This window comes from Actinoalloteichus fjordicus (assembly GCF_001941625.1).
Classification (GTDB): domain Bacteria; phylum Actinomycetota; class Actinomycetes; order Mycobacteriales; family Pseudonocardiaceae; genus Actinoalloteichus_A; species Actinoalloteichus_A fjordicus.
This window is the reverse complement of sequence record NZ_CP016076.1, coordinates 5,517,187-5,536,221: the sequence shown is the minus strand read 5'-3', so window position 1 is coordinate 5,536,221 and position 19,035 is coordinate 5,517,187. Positions and strand designations below refer to the sequence as shown.

Annotated in this window: 18 protein-coding genes; 9 read left to right on the top strand and 9 right to left on the bottom strand. The window is 68.9% G+C overall.

What is annotated here, in order from left to right; genetic code table 11:
* Nucleotides 1-57 precede the first annotated feature (57 nt).
* From UA74_RS23520 to UA74_RS23510, 3 genes are all read right to left on the bottom strand, one after another.
* Nucleotides 58-1,416, bottom strand: a complete 1,359-nt coding sequence (locus UA74_RS23520) for a glutamate-cysteine ligase family protein (RefSeq protein ID WP_075742201.1) — start codon at nucleotides 1,414-1,416, stop codon at nucleotides 58-60.
* 292 nt (nucleotides 1,417-1,708) lie between these two features.
* Nucleotides 1,709-2,662, bottom strand: coding sequence for a glycoside hydrolase family 16 protein (locus UA74_RS23515; protein WP_075742200.1), 954 nt, complete (start codon nucleotides 2,660-2,662; stop codon nucleotides 1,709-1,711).
* 832 nt (nucleotides 2,663-3,494) lie between these two features.
* Entirely contained in the window at nucleotides 3,495-4,094 is a 600-nt protein-coding gene (locus UA74_RS23510) for a GNAT family N-acetyltransferase (RefSeq protein ID WP_075742199.1), read from the bottom strand.
* 292 nt (nucleotides 4,095-4,386) lie between these two features.
* On the opposite strand from UA74_RS23510, the gene UA74_RS23505 reads away from it, so the two are divergent.
* The 3 genes from UA74_RS23505 to UA74_RS23495 are packed head-to-tail and all read left to right on the top strand — an operon-like array spanning nucleotide 4,387 to nucleotide 7,933.
* Nucleotides 4,387-5,259 carry a vWA domain-containing protein gene (locus UA74_RS23505; protein WP_075742198.1) on the top strand — a complete coding sequence of 291 codons (873 nt, stop codon included), beginning with the start codon at nucleotides 4,387-4,389 and terminating at the stop codon, nucleotides 5,257-5,259.
* A 5-nt stretch (nucleotides 5,260-5,264) separates the two neighbouring features.
* Entirely contained in the window at nucleotides 5,265-5,969 is a 705-nt protein-coding gene (locus UA74_RS23500; RefSeq protein ID WP_075742197.1) for a protein phosphatase 2C domain-containing protein, read from the top strand.
* Nucleotides 5,966-7,933 carry a protein kinase family protein gene (locus UA74_RS23495; RefSeq protein WP_075742196.1) on the top strand — a complete coding sequence of 656 codons (1,968 nt, stop codon included), beginning with the start codon at nucleotides 5,966-5,968 and terminating at the stop codon, nucleotides 7,931-7,933. Before UA74_RS23500 ends, UA74_RS23495 begins: the two co-directional genes overlap by 4 nt.
* Nucleotides 7,934-8,087: 154 nt before the next feature.
* Here UA74_RS23495 and UA74_RS23490 read toward each other — a convergent pair whose 3' ends face one another.
* The 3 genes from UA74_RS23490 to UA74_RS23480 form a co-directional block, all read right to left on the bottom strand.
* Nucleotides 8,088-10,352 carry a HelD family protein gene (locus UA74_RS23490; protein WP_232237386.1) on the bottom strand — a complete coding sequence of 755 codons (2,265 nt, stop codon included), beginning with the start codon at nucleotides 10,350-10,352 and terminating at the stop codon, nucleotides 8,088-8,090.
* A gap of 319 nt (nucleotides 10,353-10,671) precedes the next feature.
* Nucleotides 10,672-10,893, bottom strand: a complete 222-nt coding sequence (locus tag UA74_RS23485; RefSeq protein ID WP_075742194.1) for a hypothetical protein — start codon at nucleotides 10,891-10,893, stop codon at nucleotides 10,672-10,674.
* 179 nt (nucleotides 10,894-11,072) lie between these two features.
* Nucleotides 11,073-11,960 (bottom strand): siderophore-interacting protein, encoded by an 888-nt coding sequence (locus tag UA74_RS23480; protein WP_075742193.1) that lies wholly within the window; start codon nucleotides 11,958-11,960, stop codon nucleotides 11,073-11,075.
* A 226-nt stretch (nucleotides 11,961-12,186) separates the two neighbouring features.
* On the opposite strand from UA74_RS23480, the gene UA74_RS23475 reads away from it, so the two are divergent.
* Nucleotides 12,187-13,029 carry a TetR/AcrR family transcriptional regulator gene (locus tag UA74_RS23475; RefSeq protein WP_075742192.1) on the top strand — a complete coding sequence of 281 codons (843 nt, stop codon included), beginning with the start codon at nucleotides 12,187-12,189 and terminating at the stop codon, nucleotides 13,027-13,029.
* A 126-nt stretch (nucleotides 13,030-13,155) separates the two neighbouring features.
* Here UA74_RS23475 and UA74_RS23470 read toward each other — a convergent pair whose 3' ends face one another.
* The 3 genes from UA74_RS23470 to UA74_RS23460 are packed head-to-tail and all read right to left on the bottom strand — an operon-like array spanning nucleotide 13,156 to nucleotide 14,552.
* Nucleotides 13,156-13,725, bottom strand: coding sequence for a dihydrofolate reductase family protein (locus UA74_RS23470; protein WP_075742191.1), 570 nt, complete (start codon nucleotides 13,723-13,725; stop codon nucleotides 13,156-13,158).
* A gap of 13 nt (nucleotides 13,726-13,738) precedes the next feature.
* Nucleotides 13,739-14,218: an SRPBCC family protein gene (locus UA74_RS23465; protein WP_075742190.1), complete on the bottom strand. Its 480-nt coding sequence runs from the start codon at nucleotides 14,216-14,218 to the stop codon at nucleotides 13,739-13,741.
* Nucleotides 14,211-14,552 carry an ArsR/SmtB family transcription factor gene (locus UA74_RS23460; RefSeq protein WP_075742189.1) on the bottom strand — a complete coding sequence of 114 codons (342 nt, stop codon included), beginning with the start codon at nucleotides 14,550-14,552 and terminating at the stop codon, nucleotides 14,211-14,213. Before UA74_RS23460 ends, UA74_RS23465 begins: the two co-directional genes overlap by 8 nt.
* 362 nt (nucleotides 14,553-14,914) lie before the next feature.
* Here UA74_RS23460 and UA74_RS23455 point away from each other — a divergent pair, with 362 nt between their 5' ends.
* The 5 genes from UA74_RS23455 to UA74_RS23435 all read left to right on the top strand — a co-directional run bounded on the left by UA74_RS23455 (nucleotide 14,915) and on the right by UA74_RS23435 (nucleotide 18,944).
* On the top strand, nucleotides 14,915-15,355 hold the full coding sequence (locus tag UA74_RS23455; RefSeq protein WP_083683535.1) for a MarR family winged helix-turn-helix transcriptional regulator: 441 nt from the start codon (nucleotides 14,915-14,917) through the stop codon (nucleotides 15,353-15,355).
* A 351-nt stretch (nucleotides 15,356-15,706) separates the two neighbouring features.
* Nucleotides 15,707-17,152 carry an FAD-binding oxidoreductase gene (locus UA74_RS23450; protein WP_075765495.1) on the top strand — a complete coding sequence of 482 codons (1,446 nt, stop codon included), beginning with the start codon at nucleotides 15,707-15,709 and terminating at the stop codon, nucleotides 17,150-17,152.
* A gap of 25 nt (nucleotides 17,153-17,177) precedes the next feature.
* On the top strand, nucleotides 17,178-17,999 hold the full coding sequence (locus UA74_RS23445) for an alpha/beta fold hydrolase (protein ID WP_075742187.1): 822 nt from the start codon (nucleotides 17,178-17,180) through the stop codon (nucleotides 17,997-17,999).
* A complete protein-coding gene (locus UA74_RS23440) occupies nucleotides 17,992-18,561 on the top strand; it encodes a TetR-like C-terminal domain-containing protein (protein ID WP_075742186.1) in 570 nt (189 codons plus the stop codon). The genes UA74_RS23445 and UA74_RS23440 overlap by 8 nt, the downstream gene beginning before the upstream one ends.
* Nucleotides 18,558-18,944 carry a DUF4260 family protein gene (locus tag UA74_RS23435; protein ID WP_083683533.1) on the top strand — a complete coding sequence of 129 codons (387 nt, stop codon included), beginning with the start codon at nucleotides 18,558-18,560 and terminating at the stop codon, nucleotides 18,942-18,944. Before UA74_RS23440 ends, UA74_RS23435 begins: the two co-directional genes overlap by 4 nt.
* The last annotated feature ends 91 nt before the right edge of the window (nucleotides 18,945-19,035 follow it).

Sequence of the window (19,035 nt, the reverse complement as noted above, 5' to 3'; positions counted from 1 at the left end):
CAGTGCAGGCCCACCTCAGTCGGGCCTGCCCTGCGCCACAGTAGGCGAGACGAGTGCTCAGATTCGATGGGCGGCGACATAGCGGGCCGGGTCGCCCGCGAGATCGCCCTCCCAGCGGGCCAAGGTCTCCTCCGCGAAGGTCCGGCCGCTCTCGATCACCTCGACGAGCGGATCGAGATAGGCCACCACCTCGGGGCGTTCCAGCCCGGCGCGCACCCGCGCCGCCAGACCGTCCGAGGCCAGCCGGAGCAGCTCCGCGCCGAGTTCGCGGACCGAGTCGCCCGCGATGCGCGCCGACAGGCCGTGCTTGATCAGGTCTTCGGACGCTGCGCGCAGATCGGCGGGCCGATAGGCCTTCAACAGGCTCCAGGCGGCGTCTCTGGAGGGACGGTGGTAGCTCAGTCCGGTCCACAGCGCGGGGATCGCCGGGGAGTTCGGCCAGGCAGGGCCGTCGGCCGCGCGCATCTCCAGGGTCTCGCGCAGGCGCACGTCGGTCCAGATCTGTGACAGGTGGGCCTGCCAGTCCGCGAGGTCGGGCAGCGTTCCATCGGCGAACCCGGCCACGAGCAGCTCCCGGAACGGCCGGTCGGAGCCCCGCTGGTAGTCGTCGTCGGTGACCCGGTGGTACATCATCGGCAGGGCCGCCGCCCAGTCGACGAAGTCCTGAACCCGCATGTCGTCCCGGAGGGCGGGCGTCAGCACGCCGCAGCGGGTCGGATCGGTCTTCTGCCAGCACTGCCCCCGACGCGACAGCACGCCGGTGGGCGCCCCGCCCTCGATCGGCGAGTTCACGAACATCGCCGCGACGACCGGGGACGCCGCCACCTGCATCCGGATCTTCTCCCGCAGGTCGTCCTCGTCGAGATAGTCCAGCGTCACCTGGGTGGACAGCGTCATGGTCATCACCGTCGGGCCCCACCTGCCGACCTCGCCGAGCGAGTCGAAGTACTCGGCCATCCGATCGCCCCTGGTCTTGGGCACTCTCCTGATCTGGTGGACGAGGTCGAACGGCAGATTGCCGCCCGGCATGACCGCCATGCCGAGCTGTGCGGCGACCTCGGAGACCCAGGTCAGCGACTCGCGCATCCGCCCGACCACGGCTGCCAGATCACTGCCAGGAGCCGAGGAGTACTCCAGCGCTCCGCCGTGCTCCAGGGTGATCGAGAGGCCCGAGGGCTGGGTGAATCCGGTGAGGTGGCCTCGATCGCGAATCGGCTCGCCGCCGATCTCGGCGAGCAGGACCTCCAGGAGACGTTCCATGCCGTACTCGCCGAGATAGGGGACCGCCCGGCCCGTGGCCGGGTCGACGACGGCGGTCTCGATCTCGACGCCGATCAGCTCGGCCGCATCGGGAGGCCTGCAGAACAGCGACCGCAGGTCTGTCTCGGTCAGCGGCTCGGATGTCGACACGCTCATGACCTCTCCTTTGCTCGCCCCAGCGGATCGATCGCCGTCGTCAGCTCCGAGTGGGTCCTCCAGATCTGTCCAGACCGGGGTCCAGGACTCGACTGCGCGGACGACGCCACGGCCCCCCTGTTCGGGGAACGCACACTCGTGCCTCCTCGCCTGGCCAGATCGAGATATCCCCACTGACAGTAGTCGGTTGACTGCGAATCACTCCTGTGGCGAGTCCGACAGTCGTCGTGTCGTCCAGTGGATGAGAGCGCGTGCCTGCTCCGCTGATCGGGTCCCGGTGACGCGGTGTCGATCAGCCTGCGGGGACGGTGTCCACGTGGTCGACACCGGAACTCCGGTAGCCAGCGACCTCGGCGAGGACCTGGTCGGGGCTCACGATCTCGTCCTTCGCGTGATACACCCAGTCGACCTGCTGCTCCCAGGTACGGGACTCGGAGCTGTCGAGGAGACCGGTCTCGATGAACCACTGGTTGAAGTGGATCGCCATCGGAGTGTCCGGATACACGGCACCGTTGTGCTCGGCCACCAGTCGACCGTCGAGGTAGTACCGCAGGCTCGTCCCGTCGGCCTGTACGACGAGGTCGTGCCAGCCCGCCTCGCTGCCGGGGACCGCGGTCGACTCGTTGAGCGAACCACCCGCCGGGTCGTAGGTCTCCCAGCTGGTGAGGAACAGTGCCGAGCCGGACTGCCCCCAGCCGCCGTTGGGCAGGTACTCGAAGTCGAGTTCCCCGTATTCGGGGTCGTACGGAAAGCGCAGCGGTGTGATCGTGAAGAAGGCCTGGACCAGCTCGTCACCGTCCGGACCGGCCACCGGCGTGTCGGAGAACCGCACCCTGGCCGCGTAGGTGCCGTGGTGGAACTTGCGCTGGTGCAGGATCTCCGCCTGTGCGGTGCCCGCCTGGGTGCCGTCGGTGGTGGCCGACAGCCGCAGGACGCGGCCGCCCTCGCCGTCGGTGAAGCCGACGTTCTCCGGCGCCCAGGTGTCGCCGCCCATGCCGGGCCCGCCGCCGTAGGAGCGGACCGTCCAGCCGCGTTGGCCCAGCCGCGAGTCGGTGTGGGAGGTGTAGTCGAAGTCGTCGAACAACACGGGAGTCTGGGCCGTGCCGTTCTCGTGTCCTGCGGGGAGCGCGGCGCCGGGCGTCGTGGCGGTGCCCGCCTGTGCGGTGCCCAACGGGACGAGTCCGACGACGGCGACGGCGAGCAGGGAGCGCAGCGCTCCACGTCGCAGGCTCACGGATTTGATCATGATCGTCCTCTCCTGCGGCCCGTCGGCGACACCGCGTCGGTGATGTCGCGGCCGGGCGACGAGCCTGCCCGACGCCCCTGGTCCGCGCTGCACGGAATTCCTGCGCCAGCCGTCGCCGGGTTTCGGTATTTCCGAGGAGGCCGAGAATGGCGACTTCGCGCCGACCCTAAAGCACCCGATCTTCGTTCGGCAATGCGCGCGGCCGAGGATTCCGGCGTCGAACAGCCCTCGATCCCGGAATCGGTCCTCGGGTGTTCCTGATCAGGCCGTGATCTGCGCAGCAGAGATTGCCGGTGACATCGTGGTCGATGGCCTGGGTCACGTCGGTCGATCGGCGGCGCGGCTGATGAGCGGGATCGGCAGGCGTCCGGACGTCGATGCTGCCGACGGCGCAATGCGATCGGCCATTCGGCGCAGCAGGAACGGCGGTCGTCGTTCCCGATGGTGCGGCGGTGTCCGACGAGACGTCTGCCGGGAAACTGCTCGACGTTCCATCGAACTACCGAGATTCGCCTGTGATCGTTCTCGCCGATGGCAGGGTGCCCATTGCCTGCGCAGCCGAACCGCCGGTTCGGCATGATCCGAGGCAGCCGCCGAAAAGATCGGTCCACAGTCGTGGCCGGGCGGCGATCGAAGGCCCGAGAAATCGCCTCGACGCCGCAGGCCTGGGCTGCGACACCGGTAGGACGACGCCCGGTTCGGCCGGGCCCCGGCGACCGGCCTGCTGCCGTAGGCGCGACCGAGTCGCGTCGGACGCCGAGATCGGGCTGCCGCGCGGGCCGCCGGCTCACGCTGCGTCGTCGACGGGCCCGGAGAGAGCAGAGCTGTCGAGTCAGCCGGTCGGCCTGCGTGTCATGCACCAGGTGCGGGGGCCGCCGTCGGGCAGCTCGACGTCGGCCGTGACGACGAAGCCGAGTTGTTGGTAGAAGGCCACGTTGCGCTCCGTGGAGGTCTCCAGGAAGGCGGTGACGCCTGCGGCCTCGGCAGCGTCGATCCCCGGCCGGAGCACCGCCCTCCCCAGTCCTCGGCCCTGCCGGTCGGGATGAACCCCCACGGTGCCGAGGAACCACACCGGCTCCGTCGGCCGATGCGGGGCCAGGGCGGCCTCGGCCGACGACGCGGCAGTCGCGCGCTCGCCTGCCAGCTCGGCGAGCTCCGGGCCGAGCCCGGCGAGGACCTCGCCTGCATCGGGTGCGTCCGGGACGGTCCATGCCGCCACCGCATCCCCGCCATCGGCCACCCACACCCGGCCGTGCGGCATTCCGAGCTCGACCAGGAACAGCTCCTGAAAGCGTGTCACCCGGCGCAGGTGGTCCCTGGCGTCGACGACATGTCGCAGGTACGGGTAGTCGCGGAAGGCGGCGCCGAGGGTCTCCACCGCACGAGGCAGATCCGCCTCGGTGATCGGGCGGACGTCGGGCGGCCTGGTCATGCACTTCCTCCGAGGTGACGATCTGCGGAGGCCAGATGTTACCTGCGGAGTGCGATTCGTTTGTTCGGAACCAGGGAGATGCGGGAGGACGGCTGGGTTGCAGCTTGTCTTCGACGATCTCGCGCCTTCTCGGGTTTCAACTGCGCCCTCTGGAAGGTCGAGGAGCATCGACTTGATAGCGTCGAGACGTCCGTCACATCGGAAATCGTGTTCGCGTTCGGGGGAGTGCGTTCGCGGTGCGAGTTCGCTACCCGCGCCTACTGGTGCGGGGCCCAGGAGACAGGGGACGTTGATGTACACCGCCGAGATCAGCCGGAAGCATCCGGCCTGCCTTCTGCTGCTCATCGACCAGTCGTACTCAATGGGTGAGACCTGGCCGGACGTCGGGGGGTCGAAGGCCGAATACCTGGCGCTGATCGTCAACCGGGTTCTCGGCTCCGCCTCGCTGTTGTGCAGCAAGGGGGACGACAGGTTCCACGACTACTTCGACGTCGGCGTCATCGGATATGGCGGAACCGTCGACTCCCTGTTGCACGGTGCGGACTTCGATCGTCCACTGCTGCCGATCAGCGAGGTGGCGAACAACCCACGGCGCATTGACCAGATCCTGAAGAAGATTCCAGACGGGGCTGGCGGTGTTGTCGAGCAGACGATCTCGAGTCCTGTCTGGATCGATCCGGAGACCAACGGCGCCACTCCCATGGTCGCGGCACTGGCAGCTGCGGAATCCGTCGTGACTCAGTGGTGTGCTGCCCATCCGGCGAGCCTTCCGCCGATCGTCATTAATCTCACCGATGGGGTGAGCACAGACGGCGACCCCGCTGAGGCCGCAGCACGGTTGCGGACGGTGATGACGGATGACGGCCCCGTGCTGCTGTTCAACGTGCACATCTCTGCTCTGTCGAACCACCAGGTTCTGTTTCCTGACTCTGCTGCCGGGCTGCCTGATCGGTACGCCGTGAAGCTCTTCGACATGTCCAGCGTCCTGCCCGCAGGCATGAAGGACGCTGCTGCAAGCTTCGGATACTCGATCGCTCCAGAGTCACGAGGATTTCTATACAACGCGCAAGCGGCCGTCGTCACGGAGTTCTTGGACATCGGCACGCGGGCGGCGACGCCGACCGGACTGCGGGAACTCACCGACGGCACGTCGGCAGCGGGCTGATCTCGATGAAGTCGGTGCATCGAGCGTTCTCCTACTCTGTGCCCAAGAACGGCAGGGAGGAGTCGGAGAACGAGGATCAGGTGGGCTACGACGAGGCAGCGGGCCGCTTTGCCGTCGCGGACGGGGCATCCACGGCCGCCCGATCCGAGGTCTGGGCGCGCATCCTCGTCGAGTCGTTTCTCTCGGATGGGACGGACCCGTCTGCGACGAACGTGCTGCCGCTGCTTCGGAAGAGGTGGGAAACGGAGACCGCTGCGCAAGCCACGTCCTGGGTCGCGCAGGAGAAGCTCCGGCAGGGCAGTGCAGCGGCGTTCGTCGGCCTGAGCCTCCGCGACGGTGGCTACCAGGTGATTGCCGTCGGCGATGCCTGCTACCTCCATCTGCGGAATAACCGAGTCGTCAGGTTCGGGCCCGTTGCCTCGGCGGCGGAGTTCACCCGGTTCCCGAGCCTGGTGCGCACCGACGGCGGGCCCCGATCAATCGACCAGCGCGGTGAGTACCGCACGGGCGACCGGTTTTTGCTGGTGACCGATGCGTTGGCGGCATTCCTGATGCGGCGGCTGGAACGGAGCGGTCCGAAGATCAGACTGCCCCGCTTCGCCAAGGCCGACTGGACGGGAGATCAACAGGCCTTTGCTGCGATCATCGCGGGTTATCGAGACGAGGGTCTCGCCAACGACGACACTACCGCGTGCGTGATCAGGACATGAACCTGCCCAGTTTGCTCGACTACTCCGAGGCCGTCCAGAATCCCGCGACCTCCTTCCTCGATCCAACGCTGAGGCGGGGGCGCGCGAGGTTGAATCCGCAGCAGGGCCCGACTGCGGCCACGGGCGGCTTCGCCGTCACCTTCGACATCACCTCGGGGGCGCAGCGCTACGCGGTCCGCTGCTTCCACAAGCATAAGCAGCACCTGCGAGAACGCTATGAACAGATCGCGGGATTCGTCGCCGGGGCGAGCGAGGCGGACTTCCTGGTCAGTGTGGAGTACCTGGCTCGGGGCATGCGGATCGGCGGAGAGACCTTCCCGATCGTGCGGATGCCCTGGGTTACCGGCAGTCCACTGCACTTCTGGCTTGAGGACAACCTCCGTGATCCCACTGCGATCGAGGCGGTTCGGCAGCGATTGGCGGAGGTGGTGCGGGCGCTGCGGCGACGCGGGGTTGCGCACGGCGACCTGCAACACGGCAACATCCTGGTCGGCGATCGAGGTGAGGTGCGGCTGGTTGATTACGACGGGATGTATCTGCCTTCGCTGCGGACGTTCGGCTCGCCTGAACTAGGTCACCGCAATTACCAGCACCCTGGGCGAGCCGAGCATTTCGACGAGTCCCTCGACGTCTTCGCCGCCGCCGTCGTGGATCTCTCACTGCTGGCGTTGCGGTGGCATCCGGAACTGTGGGACGAGTTCAACACCGGTGAGAATCTGATCTTCTCCGCTGTGGACTTCACCAGCCCCAGACAGTCGTCGCTGTTCGCGAGGCTGCTCGACATCCGGGAGACTGCCGCCGACACCCGCCGTCTGATGACGGCCTGTGAGACAGCCTTCGCCGACGCCCCTGCCGTGCTGCACAGCGTCGATGTCGTGCATCGATCTGCAGTCCCCGTTCGGTACGAGCCCCGCAGCGGGCCACATGTCCTGCCTGCTGCGAACGCTGCGGAACTTCGTCGTCGCCAGGGCGAGGAGATCACCGTCTTCGGGCGCGTCAAGGACTTCAAGTGGATGTCCCCGACCTTCACCATCGTCAATCTTGGGCGATGGCAGCATGCTGGCTTCGCGATCATCTGCTTTGGTCCGACCGGCGACGGACTGCGTCGGATGTACGGCGAGGACCTGGCCGGACTCGTGGGGAGCTGGGTCTCGATCACCGGAGTGATCCAGCTTTACCGGGGGAAGGGGCGTCCGGCCATGACGCCACAGATCCAGTTGCCGACGGCCAAAACGCTGCACGTCCTGACCGATGCACGGCTCGCCGAGTTGAGGGCGGCAGGAGATACCGGTTCCGCGGCTCCCGGCCGCCTGCCGCCGGCGGCAGGGCCGTCCATCACCGCGGCACCTCCCGCCGAGGTTCCCGACCGGACCGCCCCGGCGGTCGCGGCCGAAGGGCAGGCGGTTCGTGCACCGTCGGCTGCTGCGAGACCACCCGCCCCCGCTGTTCCCACGTCCGCTGCCTCGGCGCCGGGCACCTCGTCGAGCAGTGCACCCAGCAGGAGGCCCGGCGACGACAGCGACGAGCGGCTGAGCAGGCTCTACGGGTCGAGTGGCGTCGCGAAGAACGCACCGAGGGTCGCCGCGTCGCCGACCCCGGCGGCATCCGCGTCGCCGGGCTCCCGGCGGTCCGAGGCCGCCCCGGGCGCCAGGACCTCGCCTCGACCGGCCCGCTCCAATCCAGTGTCGTCGGAGACGGTCGCTCCGCAGAGCAGCGGCGCCGCCGCAGACGTGCCGTCGACCGCCGCCTCGCCTGCGCCGCCCGCCGCGCAGAGCGGTGTCTACCGACGACGCGCGGGTGAGCTGTCCCTCGAGGTACCGGGCCGACCGGTGTCGTCCGCGTCAGCCGACACGAGCCCTCCTTGGCATGCGTCGCAACCTCAGCCTGGCGGCTCGATCGAGCCGCCGCCCGCGGCGGCGAAACGGGGAGTCATCGACTGGATCAGGCGCCGTCTCGGCCTCTAAGCGCAGCGGAGGGAGACCTGGTCGCCCATCGCCGTTGATCGTGTCGGCCCGGGCGGACCGCGAGCGGGATCCGTTCGCCGCGACACCGTCCTGCGGCCGAGCCGACGTGGTGCCGCTCCGCCTCAGACGAGCGCCGCCGCACCACGGTCCTCCCTCACACGGCACTGTCCGAGTCGACCCGGGTGTGCAGGCCGGACAGCACGGCGGGCAGGTCGCCGGTGTGCAGGACGCCGAGCCGTCGGGTCGTCCTGGTGATGGCGACATAGAGGTCGTTGAGGCCGCGCGGCGACTCGTCGAGGATCGCCTGCGGTTCGACGACCAGGACCGAGTCGAACTCGAGGCCCTTGGCCTGTTCGACCGTGAGCACCGTGGTCTGCGCCGTCAGATCGCCGGACGCTCCCGGAGTCGACACCGCCGACGGCTCGTCCGCGAGTGCGGCCGTGAGCTCGTTAAGGTGTGCCGCCGGGACGAGCACGGCGATCCGCCCGTCGTCGACCTCGTCGACCTCGTCGGCCACCAGCCTGGTGAGTGCCTGGGGCGCCGTGCCCGGCGGTACTCGGAGCGACCACGGCGGGACTCCGGTGTCCCGGACCGACTGCGGTGCGCGGAGGTCGGGGTCGATCGCGGCGGCGACGTCGGCGGCGACGGCCATGATCTCGGTGGGCGTCCGGTAGTTCACCGTCAGCTCCTCCAGTCGCCAACGCTCGGCGACATAGGGGCCAAGGACCTGCGACCAGGAGTCGGCACCGCCCTCGGCGCCGGTCTGGGCGACGTCGCCGACCAGCGTCATCGACTTGCTGGGACAGCGGCGCATCAGCACCCGCCACGCCATCGCCGACAGCTCCTGCGCCTCGTCGACGACGACGTGACCGTAGGTCCAGGTCCGGTCGGCGGCGGCCCGCGCGGCCGTGGTCTCGTATCGCCGTTCCTCTTGGCGGGAGGCCAGCTGGGCGGCGTCGACGATGTCCACCGCGCGCAGCAGCTCGGGGTCGAGGTCTTCCTCCATGTCGAGGATGTCCAGCACGCCCTGCGCGTAGGCGATCTCGGCGCGACGGGCCTGCTCCTCCTGCTTGCGGGCCGTCCTGGAGTCCTCGCCGAGCAGTTCGTCGGCCTCGTCGAGCAGCGGGATGTCGGCGGCGGTCCAGCCGTCGCCGTCCGCACGCAGCATCGCCGCGCACTGCTCCTCGGTGTACAGCCGTCGGGCCGCCGTGGCCAGCCGCTTGGGCGAGCCGAACAGTTCACGCAGTAGTCGCTGCGGCGTGAGCGTGGGCCACAGCTCGTCGAGGGTGGCGCGCACCCCGTCGTCCGAGGACAGCTCCTCCTTGATGTCGTCGAGGTCGGCACGGTCCAACAGGTGCCTGCCGAGCCGGTCCGCGATCTGCAACGTCATCGCGGAGAACATCTCGCGGAGGAAGATCTCCTTGGCGTCGTTGTGCGGGCGTCGGGAGCGTCTGGCCCGGCCTCGGGCCTGAGTGACCATCGCGCGATCGATGACGACCGCCTCCCGATCGACCTGAATCTCGATCGGCTTCCTCGGCACGGTCTGGCGGTCCTTCACGGCGGCGGCCATGAGTTTGATCATCGCCGCGTCGCCCTTGAGCGCGGCGACGGCGGCCGACTCCTGCCGGGTCGCGGTGATGCCGGGATACAGCTCTGCGACGGTCGACAACACCACGCCCGTCTCGCCGAGCGAGGGCAGGACCTGACTGATGTAGCGCAGGAACGTCGGGTTCGGCCCGATCACCAGGGTGCCGCGCTTGGCGAGCTGATCACGGTGGGTGTAAAGCAGATAGGCGGTGCGGTGCAGTGCGACGGCCGTCTTTCCGGTGCCCGGCCCGCCCTGGACGACCAGGACGCCGCTGCGGGGCGAGCGGATGATCCGGTCCTGCTCCTGCTGGATGGTCGCGACGATGTCGGTCATCCGGCCGGTCCGGCTGCGGCTCATCGCCGCGAGCAGGGCCGCCTCCCCGGTGAGGGAGCCCGACCCGGCGCTCTCCGCGGCGGCGAGATCGAGCACCTCGTCGTCGATCGTGAGGACCTTGCGAGCCCGAGTCCGGACGTGGCGCCGCATCCGCACGTCCTCCGGTGACGCGGCGGTGGCCGTGTAGAAGGGGCGTGCCGCCGGGGCACGCCAGTCCATCAGCAGCGGCTCGTAGTCGTTGCCGTCGGAGGGGTCCTCGCTGTCGTCCGAGAGCCCCAGCCTCCCGATGTGCCGCCGTCCGCCGCTCGCCAGGTCCAGCCTGCCGAAGTAGAGGCCCTCTTCGACGTCGCGCAGCCGGGTCAGCTCCTCGGCGTACATGGCGGCGGCTATGTCGCGTTCCAGCCAGGCCTGCGGCGTCCCCGCGTGTTCCTGGCCGAGCACGGCGGCATGACGGGCGGTCGTCTCCTTGCGCAGTTCGTCGACGCGGCCGTAGAGCATCGACACGTAGTCCTGTTCGCGACGGATGTCTTCGCACTGCGAGCCATCGTTCGGACCATGCGAAGAATTTGACAACGGGTCCATCCCTTACTACGATCGAAATTACTCTTTGGCTCTCGTTACGCCTCTGTGTGCGGCCGGGAAGAGATTTTAGCAGCACTCCTCGCTGATTCCGTGCGTGTACCGGCAGCGGGCTCTCGGCATACCCTCGGTCCTCGTCGCACGCTGCGCAGCCGAGGAGGAGTCGGGTGTGGGTCGGGTCGTAGTCGTCGCCATCGCCTCGTCATGACGACCGGCGGGCGACGTTCATTCCCTCAGCTCAGAAGAGCCCGCCCCGATACTTCTTGTGCACTGCCTGCTTGCTGACGCCGAGCGCGGCCGCGATCTCCGCCCACGTCCGCCCGGCGACCCTGGCCCGCCGTACCTCGACGGCCTCCAGCCGTTCCAGCTCCTGCCTGGCCTTCGACGTCGCGGCCAGCGCCTCGATGGGATCGTCCTCACCTGCCTGGCGCAACAGCGACGTGATCCGGTCGAGGTCCATACGGTCAATATATTTTGACGGCCCTGGTCTTGTCGATCGCGCCGGGGGCCTGCGGCCGACCGCAGGCGCGGCCGACCGCCGTGCCGCCCGGTCTCGCCCTCCAGTCCGCTCGGCCACGGGCTCCGCCGTCCCGTGGCCCGCATCGTCGGCGGCGGCGACACCGAAGATTTGGCGGTCGGCTATTCGGGCTTCGGCGTGGCCTGCGCGTCGGCCAGGCGCTCCCGTGCCTCGGCGAGGTCGTCCTCGGTCGGGGCGTCGTCCTGGGTGCGGGCGAGCCGCCAGTGCCCGGTGAACTCGACGGAGTGCCTCGGCAGCCCGCGCTCACCGATGAGGTGCCTGCGTAGTGCGCGCACCTCGCTCGCCTCGCAGGCGAGCCAGGCGAGCAGTCGACCGCTGGGCAGCTCGGCGCCTCGGACGGCGTCGAGCAGCAGCCCGCTGCGTCCCGGTGGGGCCTCGCCCCGGTGCAGCCAGTGCACGGCCACCTCGCCGAGGGTGTCGAACCGCTGTTCCTCGGCCGCGTCGGCGACTTCGAGATACGCGACGGCGCGGCTGCCGCCGGGGAGTGATTCGAGCAGCGATCCGATCGCGGGCAGCGCCGTCTCGTCGCCCGCCAGCAGTACGAAGTCGGCCTCGGCGACGGCCGTGCGCAGCGGGATCGGCCGGGCGAAGTCGGCCGAGGGACCGAACATGGCCAGGGCGTCTCCCGGCCGGGCGGCCTGCGCCCACCGGGTGGCGGGGCCCGCGTGCTCGTGCAGGACGAAGTCGACGTCGACGAGCCGTCGATCGGGGTGGTGCGCGCGGAGCGTGTAGCTGCGCTGCCAGGGCTGTTCGTCCTCGGGGATCGCGGTGAACTCCTGATACCAGCGGTAGAAGTCGCCCTCGGCGCTCGAGTCGGGCAGTCGTGGCACGGTCTGGCCCGGCTTCGGGAAGTAGAGCTTCACCTGTTGATCGGGCTCGTCATAAGCGAGGTCGGCGAGGTCGTCGCCGCCGAAGGTGACACGGGCCGTCCTCGGGGTGATCTGCTGCACGTCGGTGACGTGGATGAATCGGATCGGCAGTGCTGCCACGTGGTGCCTCCAGCGAGGGTTCGGGAGAGGGCGAAACAGTGCAGGAAGCCTGCGGGCGCCGCAGGGCCCGCCGGGCGTGGGTCGTGGCGAGGACGCCTCGGCTGCTCCACCCGATGAACGGGTGCCTGACGCTGCTGGTCGCAGCGAATTCACACGGGCCCGGCTGATAGCTTTAGGCTGTAAGGAGATGTCGGGCGAGATTACTTTATGCCGTAAGGAGATGCAAGTGGTGGTCTTTGCCGGGCAGGGCGACGCGCGACGCTCGATGGCCCTGCTGTGGCGGACCGACGACGAGCCGCCGCCGCGTACCGGTCCGGGGCCGAGACCGGCGCTGAGTGTCGACGCCATCGTGGACGCGGCGATCGTCGTCGCCGACGCGGAGGGGATGACGGCGCTGTCGATGCGCGCGGTCGGGAACCGGCTGGGTCGGACGGCCATGGCGCTCTACACCTACGTGCCCAGCAAGAGCGAGCTGATCGACCTCATGTACGACCGGGTGCTGGCCGGGTTGTTCGTCGGGCCGAGCCCGGCTGCGTCGGAGGTCGGCTGGCGATCGGCGGTCACCGGGTGGGTCGACGACGTCCTCACGTGCTTCGTCCGCCATCCCTGGGTGTTGCAGGTGTCGCAGGCGCGGCCGGTGCTCGGGCCGAACGAGTACCTCGTCCTGGAGACGCTGCTGCGCATCCTCGCCACGACCGGCCTGGGCGCCCGCGAGGTGCAGGCCATCGTGGCGACGCTGTTCCACTTCGTCCGGGGCGCGGCGAAGACGATCGCGGAGGCCCGGCAGGCACCGACAGCGACCGGGGTGACCGACGAGGAGTGGTGGCAGGCTCGATCGACGCTGCTGCCCGAGTTCGCCCCCGACTTCGCGGAGCGCTTCCCCTTCGTCGCCCGGTTCCAGGCCGCGAGTGCGCGTGTGGCGCAGCAGTCCGGATCGGCAGCCCGCCCCCAGGCGGGGGACGAGCCCTACCTGGAGGGCGAGGCGCGCACGAGTGTCGCGGTCGGCCTCGCCGTCCTGCTCGACGGAATCGAGGCGACGATGCGGCGGGCGCGAACCGGCGAGGGTTGAGGAGCGAAAGCGCGTCATGCCACTCGGCCGGACGCGCGAGCGGTGGAGGCGAACCATGACCGCACACGGCGGCGGCCTGCTGTGACGGCCCAGCCTGCTCCCGGCGGAGCCGACTGGGCCGGACGGTCACTGCGGTAGTGCGTACTTGACCACGATCTGTCCGCCGCTGTAGGCGCGGGACTCGACGAGCTCAAGACGCCGCACACCCAGGTCGGGTGTGGTGAAGGTACGGCGCCCGCCTGCCAGGGTCGGCACGATTCGCAGGCGGAGGACGTCGACTTCTCCGGCGTCGAAGAGGCCTGCCGCCAGGGTGAGACTGCCCCACAGCACGATCTCGCCCGAATAGTGGGCCTTCAGCCTTCGGATCGTGGCGACACCATCGCCTCTTTCCACCGTCGCAGGTGCGAAAGCACCCCAGGGCGCCTCGGTGAGACTGTTCGACACGACGTGTTTCGGTCGCGTGTTGAGAATCGAGGCGAGGAGATCCTGGTCTTCGGTGACCTGCGGCCAATGACCGGAGAAGAGACGATAGGTATTCGCACCGAGGACGACTGCCTCGACATCGGCCAGTCGTGCGCGCTGGTCGACGTCGCAGCCGCCGTCGTCCACGGTCGAAGGGACATGATTCATGCCGCCGTCGGCGTCCTGCGCGGAACCGTCGGCCGACACGATCTGCTCGATGATCAGACGTCCCATGACGTCCTCCGTTTCAGCTGTCGTCCGTCGCGTCGGCCTGCTGGGCGGTCACGTGTTCCGCAAGGTTGGTGAGCGCTTCGTCCCAGCCGTCGTGGACGTCGCCGTCGCCTCGGTGCCCGGCGATGCCTCGCAGGTGAAAGGTCATCTCGGTGCGCTGATCCTGGGCAGCGAAAGTCACCGTCGCCACCGGCGACGCCTCGGGGAGGTCATCCGGCTGTGCCCACGTGAACACGAGTCGTTCGAAAGGCACGACTTCGAGGAACACACCGCCGACGGTATGCGCCTCGCCACTGTCGGAATCGACCATCGTGTATCGATAACGCTCGCCCTCGCGCGCGTCGAAAGAGATCGACTCCTGCGGCGTGTGCAAGCCGTTCGGATGGAACCAGTGTGTGAGGTGCGCTGGATCCACCCAGGCCTGCCATACCAGTTCTCGCGGTGCGTCCAGGGTGCGGACGATGGTGAACTCGGGAACGGTCCCGGTGCTATCCATTGTTCTTCTCCTCTTTCATGACGGCCAGGTGCTCATCGAGCAGGGTGAACCGCTCGCCCCATTCGCGTCGATGCCGCTCCACCCATTCCGACGCCGTGTCGAGCTGTTGGCGGCGAAACGTCAGTGTGCGCCACTGAGCACTCGTAGTCCGTTCGACGAGCCCGGCACCCTCGAGCACTTTCAAGTGCTGAGAGATCGCCGGTGCGCTCATCGCAAAGGGTTCGGCGACCTCGCCGACGGTCGCAGGCCCGCGGGACAGGCGCGTCAGTATCTCCCGACGCGTCGGGTCGGCGAGCGCGGCGAAGATCAGGCTCAGTGCATCCTTCGCAGTCAATGAACCCACTCCTTAATTAAGTATCTGTTTAATCGTAGCCTGCGATGCCGGGCTGTCAAGGACCAGGTCGCGGGCATGGCCACGGCCTCTGCCCGTGTCGCCGAGGGCTGCCCGAGGCGCGTGGTTCGGCTGTCCGGGCGCGTCCGATCCGCGTGCAGGCGTCAAGTCGGTCTCGTCGTCCTGCTCGACGGCGATCGAGACGGGGCTCCGGTCAGGCTCGATTCGGCAGCCCCCGAGTCGGCGCCGAAGAGAGCAACATTATCAAGGCGGTTTACTAAAATAACATTAATCTTTTTATCAAGTCGCCTGATTATTTCCTGATATGATGTTCCGAGAAATCGGTGGCGAGGAAGGTCGACGATATGAGCGCACCGGAGGCGAGCGCGGCGCGGCGACCGCCGATGCCGTTGCTGCTCGCCGGCGCGAAGGATCGGACACTTCGACTCCTGCATGAGCGGCTGGCCGAAGAGGGCTTCGGCGAACTGCGGTACAAGCACGGCGAGGTCTTCCGGCTCATCGACGAGGAGGGCTCCAGGCTGACCGATCTCGCCGATCGATCCGGAGTCACCAAGCAGGGCATCGGCGAGACGATCGGCGAGCTCGAGCAGTTCGGTTACGTCGAGCGCGTGCCCGCCCCGGACGACCGGCGCGCGAAGATCATCCGACTCACCGCCCGGGGAAGGCGGGCTCAGCTCGCCGCCGCCCGCATCCTCGGTGAGATCGAGCGGGACTGGGCGGCCCGCTTCGGCGAGGATCGGGTCATCGCGCTGAGGCACGTCCTACAGGAGATCGTCGGCGAGTAAGGCGTGCCCGGCGAGATCGCGGGCGCGCGGTGTCGCGACTGGGTGGCGGTCGTGGCTGTGGTGAAGGCCCGCTGATCGCATCAGGTAATCGGTCGCTCCCCGCGCTCAGCAGGAGTGTTCGGGCCCGAAGATCGGTCGCGGCCCGCTCGCGTGGGTGTCTGTGGAGCTGCGTGATCGTGGTGTGCCCGCGTCGTCGGCGGGGGAGGGCGTCGGCACACCGCCGCCGACGCCCTCCCTGCTCCGACTCGCGTCATCCCTGGACACTCTCTCATTTTAGTCAGGTGGCTTGATGAAAGTAGCCATTTGCTAGTAAAGTGACCTTACTAATAAGTGCTCGGTAGGGGAGAGATCATGAGCAGTGTCAAACCACCCGTCGAGGTCGCAGACATCGACGCCGCCGAGATCGCCGCCCTCGCCGCGCGGGTGAAGGGCCCCGTGCTCACCTCGGCGGATGAGGACTACGACGCGGAACGCACCGGGTACCAGCTGGCCCGCCGACATCGGCCCGACCTGGTGGTGGGCGCGACCGGAGCCGCCGACGTGCAGGCGGCGGTGGCGTTCGCGACCGGCCACGGGCTTCCGATGGCGGTGCAGGGCACCGGGCACGCATCGGCAGGCATCGCGGGCTCGGGCGGCGTGCTGATCAACACCTCCCGGATCGCAGGCGTCCGGGTGAACGCCGAGGCGGGCACCGCCTGGGTGGCAGCGGGGACGCGCTGGGACCAGGTGATCCACGAGGCGGCGCCCGCGGGGCTCGCGCCGCTTTCTGGCTCCTATCCCGGCCTCGGTGTGGTCGGCTACACGCTCGCGGGCGGGCTCAGCCTGCTGTCTCGGCGTTACGGCTACGCCGCCGACCATGTGCGCAGCCTCGACGTCGTCACCTCGGACGGCAGGCTTCGACACGTCACGGTGGACTCCGACCCGGACCTGTTCTGGGCTCTGCGTGGCGGCCGGGACAACTTCGGCGTCGTGATCGGGATCGAGATCGACCTCATGCCGGTCGGCACGCTCTACTGCGGAGGCCTGCAATTCCCGGGAGAACGGGCCGCCGAGGTCCTGGCGGCCTACCTGGACTGGACCGCCACCGTGCCGGACGGACTGAGCTCGTCGATCGCGCAGATGTCCTACCCGGACGCCCCGGTGTTCCCGCCGGAGCTGCGTGGCCGCGAGGCCCTCCACATCCGCATCGCCTACTCGGCAGACGTCCTGGCCGACGCCGATCGGCTGGTGGCGCCGCTGCGGGCGCTCGGCCCGACGGACGACACCCTCCGCGAACTGCCCTACACCGAGGCCGGGTCCATCTACAACGACCCGCCCTTCCCCGGCTCCATCGAGGCGGGGACCGCCCTGCTCGGCGAACTCGACGCCGACGCCGTGCGGGTGATCTGCGCTGAGGTACCGCCACAGACGGTGCTGCCGCACCTCTTCGAGCTACGCCACCTCGGCGGGCGGCTCGCGCACCCGCCTGCGGTGGCAAACGCGGTCGGCCACCGCGACGCACGGTTCCTGTTCAACGTCGTCTCCCGGCGGGAACGCGCTGACATCGCGGAGATCCGCCCCGCGCACCGACGCATCCTCGACGCGGTCGCGCCGTGGCGCACCGGCGGCCGGCTGCTGAACTTCATGAACGGCGAGGACGCAGGCGCCCAGGTGCGCTCGGCGTACGACCCGGCGGACTACCGGCGACTGACCGAGATCAAGGCGGTCTACGACCCGGGGAACACGTTCCGGCTCAATCACAACATCCCGCCCGCAGGCCCGCTCGACCCAGAGGCATCGTCTGGCTATTGCGATTAGTTTTTAAGCTATGTAGAGTAGCCGCATGGTCAGTTCGTCAGACGTGCAGTACCTGGAGCGCCCCGGTCAGGGGCGGTTGGCTTTCGATGTCCATGGGTCGGGGCCGCTGGTCCTCCTCGTTCCCGGAATGGGGGAGCTCCGATCGACCTATCGCTTCCTCGTCCCGGTCCTGGTGGACGCCGGGTACACCGTGGCGACCTGCGATCTGCGCGGCCACGGCGAGAGCGACGCCTCGTTCGCAGGCTACGGCGACGTCGACACGGCGGGAGATGTCGAAGCGCTGCTGCGTGAACTCGGGTCTCCTGCGGTGATCGTGGGGAACTCGATGGCCGCAGGCGCTGCGGTGATCGTCGCCGCTGAGCATCCGGAACTCGTCAGGGGGCTGGTACTGGTCGGTCCGTTCGTGCGTGACCCTGCCGCAGGCTTCGTCAAGAAGCTGCTGTTCCGAGTGCTGATGGCACGCCCGTGGGCCGTGGCCGCGTGGAAGGCCTTTCTGCCCACGCTCTACACCGGAGCCAAGCCCGCCGACTTCGCCGACTACCGGGCGCAGGTGATCGCGAGTATGAAGCGGCCTGCTCATCGGCGTGCGTTCAGCATCACCACGCGCACCGACCACGCAGCGGCGGCGTCGAGTCTCGCTCGGGTGACCGCGCCGTCCCTCGTGGTGATGGGCGAGCGGGACCCGGACTTCCCGAGCCCCGAGGCCGAAGCCGACTGGATTGCTCGAGAGCTGCGCGGGACGGCCGCCGTGATCCCGGACGCCGGGCACTACCCGCACGCACAACAGCCTGCACACACCGCAGACGTCGTCATCCCCTTCCTTGCCGGCTTGGACAGTCGTGCCTAGGGCCGGGCTGGACGCCGCTGCGGTCATCGAGGCGGCGGCGCGGATGCTCGATGACCGCGCACCGGAAGGGCTCAGCCTCGCTGCCCTTGCGGAGCGTCTCGGCGTCAAGCCGCCGTCGTTGTACAAGCACGTCGACGGCATGGCGGGACTCGAACGCGGCATCATGATCCGCGCCAAGTCGGGCCTGGCTCAGGCGATCGGCCAGGCTGCGATCGGACGGTCCGGGACGGAGGCGATCAAGCGGATTGCGCACGCCTACCGACGCTGGGCGCTGGCGCATCCGGGGCAGTACCCGCTCACGGTGCGTCCCCCCGCCCCCGGCGACGAGGCCGATCAGCAGGCGTCCTCCTCGATCGCAGTCGTGATCTTCACCGTCCTGGACGGCTTCGGCATCCGGGACGCCGAGGCCGTCGACGCGACACGTTTCCTCCGCTCGTCCCTGCACGGGTTCGTCGACCTCGAGACCCGTGGCGCGTTCGCGCTGCCGGTCGACCTCGAGCACAGCTACCAACGGCTCGTCGAACACGTCGCGACCTCGCTGTCCGGCTGGAGCAGGTCATGACCCGTGCGGTGACCGCGACCCCGACCCGGCAGCCGCCGGTCCCCTTCGCGCCGCTGGGCCTCGTTCACCGGGTCGAAGGCGGGCTGATCGCGGCGACGGCGGCCGTGTTCTTCGTCCTTGCCGGGTTCGACTGGTGGTGGCTGCCTGCGTTGTTCCTGGTCTTCGACCTGTCGTTCCTCGGGTACGCCGTCAGTAATCGGGTAGGAGCGTTCTCCTACAACCTCGTCCACAATTTCGCCGCACCCGCGATGCTGGTCTCGGTCTACGGAATCCTGATCGTCAACGGCATCCCGGCGGCGCCGCTGATCTTCATCGCAGGATGCTGGTTCTTCCACGTCGGTGCCGACCGCGCCCTGGGCTACGGCCCGCGCCCGTCACGCTGACGAACGCTCCGCCGTCGCCCGCCTCGGTGACCCTCAGGCCCGGCCCCGGTGAACCAGGTGTCCGGCGTCCTAGGCGGGGCGGGCGAAAGGA

Coding starts and splice junctions, on each gene's coding strand:
- UA74_RS23445 (WP_075742187.1), top strand. CDS start 17,178: ATGGTCAGTTCGTCAGACGTGCAGTACCTGGAGCGCCCCGGTCAGGGG.
- UA74_RS23500 (WP_075742197.1), top strand. CDS start 5,265: ATGAAGTCGGTGCATCGAGCGTTCTCCTACTCTGTGCCCAAGAACGGC.
- UA74_RS23495 (WP_075742196.1), top strand. CDS start 5,966: ATGAACCTGCCCAGTTTGCTCGACTACTCCGAGGCCGTCCAGAATCCC.
- UA74_RS23435 (WP_083683533.1), top strand. CDS start 18,558: ATGACCCGTGCGGTGACCGCGACCCCGACCCGGCAGCCGCCGGTCCCC.
- UA74_RS23505 (WP_075742198.1), top strand. CDS start 4,387: ATGTACACCGCCGAGATCAGCCGGAAGCATCCGGCCTGCCTTCTGCTG.
- UA74_RS23465 (WP_075742190.1), bottom strand. CDS start 14,218: ATGGATAGCACCGGGACCGTTCCCGAGTTCACCATCGTCCGCACCCTG.
- UA74_RS23485 (WP_075742194.1), bottom strand. CDS start 10,893: ATGGACCTCGACCGGATCACGTCGCTGTTGCGCCAGGCAGGTGAGGAC.
- UA74_RS23470 (WP_075742191.1), bottom strand. CDS start 13,725: ATGGGACGTCTGATCATCGAGCAGATCGTGTCGGCCGACGGTTCCGCG.
- UA74_RS23450 (WP_075765495.1), top strand. CDS start 15,707: ATGAGCAGTGTCAAACCACCCGTCGAGGTCGCAGACATCGACGCCGCC.
- UA74_RS23520 (WP_075742201.1), bottom strand. CDS start 1,416: ATGAGCGTGTCGACATCCGAGCCGCTGACCGAGACAGACCTGCGGTCG.
- UA74_RS23510 (WP_075742199.1), bottom strand. CDS start 4,094: ATGACCAGGCCGCCCGACGTCCGCCCGATCACCGAGGCGGATCTGCCT.
- UA74_RS23455 (WP_083683535.1), top strand. CDS start 14,915: ATGAGCGCACCGGAGGCGAGCGCGGCGCGGCGACCGCCGATGCCGTTG.
- UA74_RS23490 (WP_232237386.1), bottom strand. CDS start 10,352: ATGCTCTACGGCCGCGTCGACGAACTGCGCAAGGAGACGACCGCCCGT.
- UA74_RS23515 (WP_075742200.1), bottom strand. CDS start 2,662: ATGATCAAATCCGTGAGCCTGCGACGTGGAGCGCTGCGCTCCCTGCTC.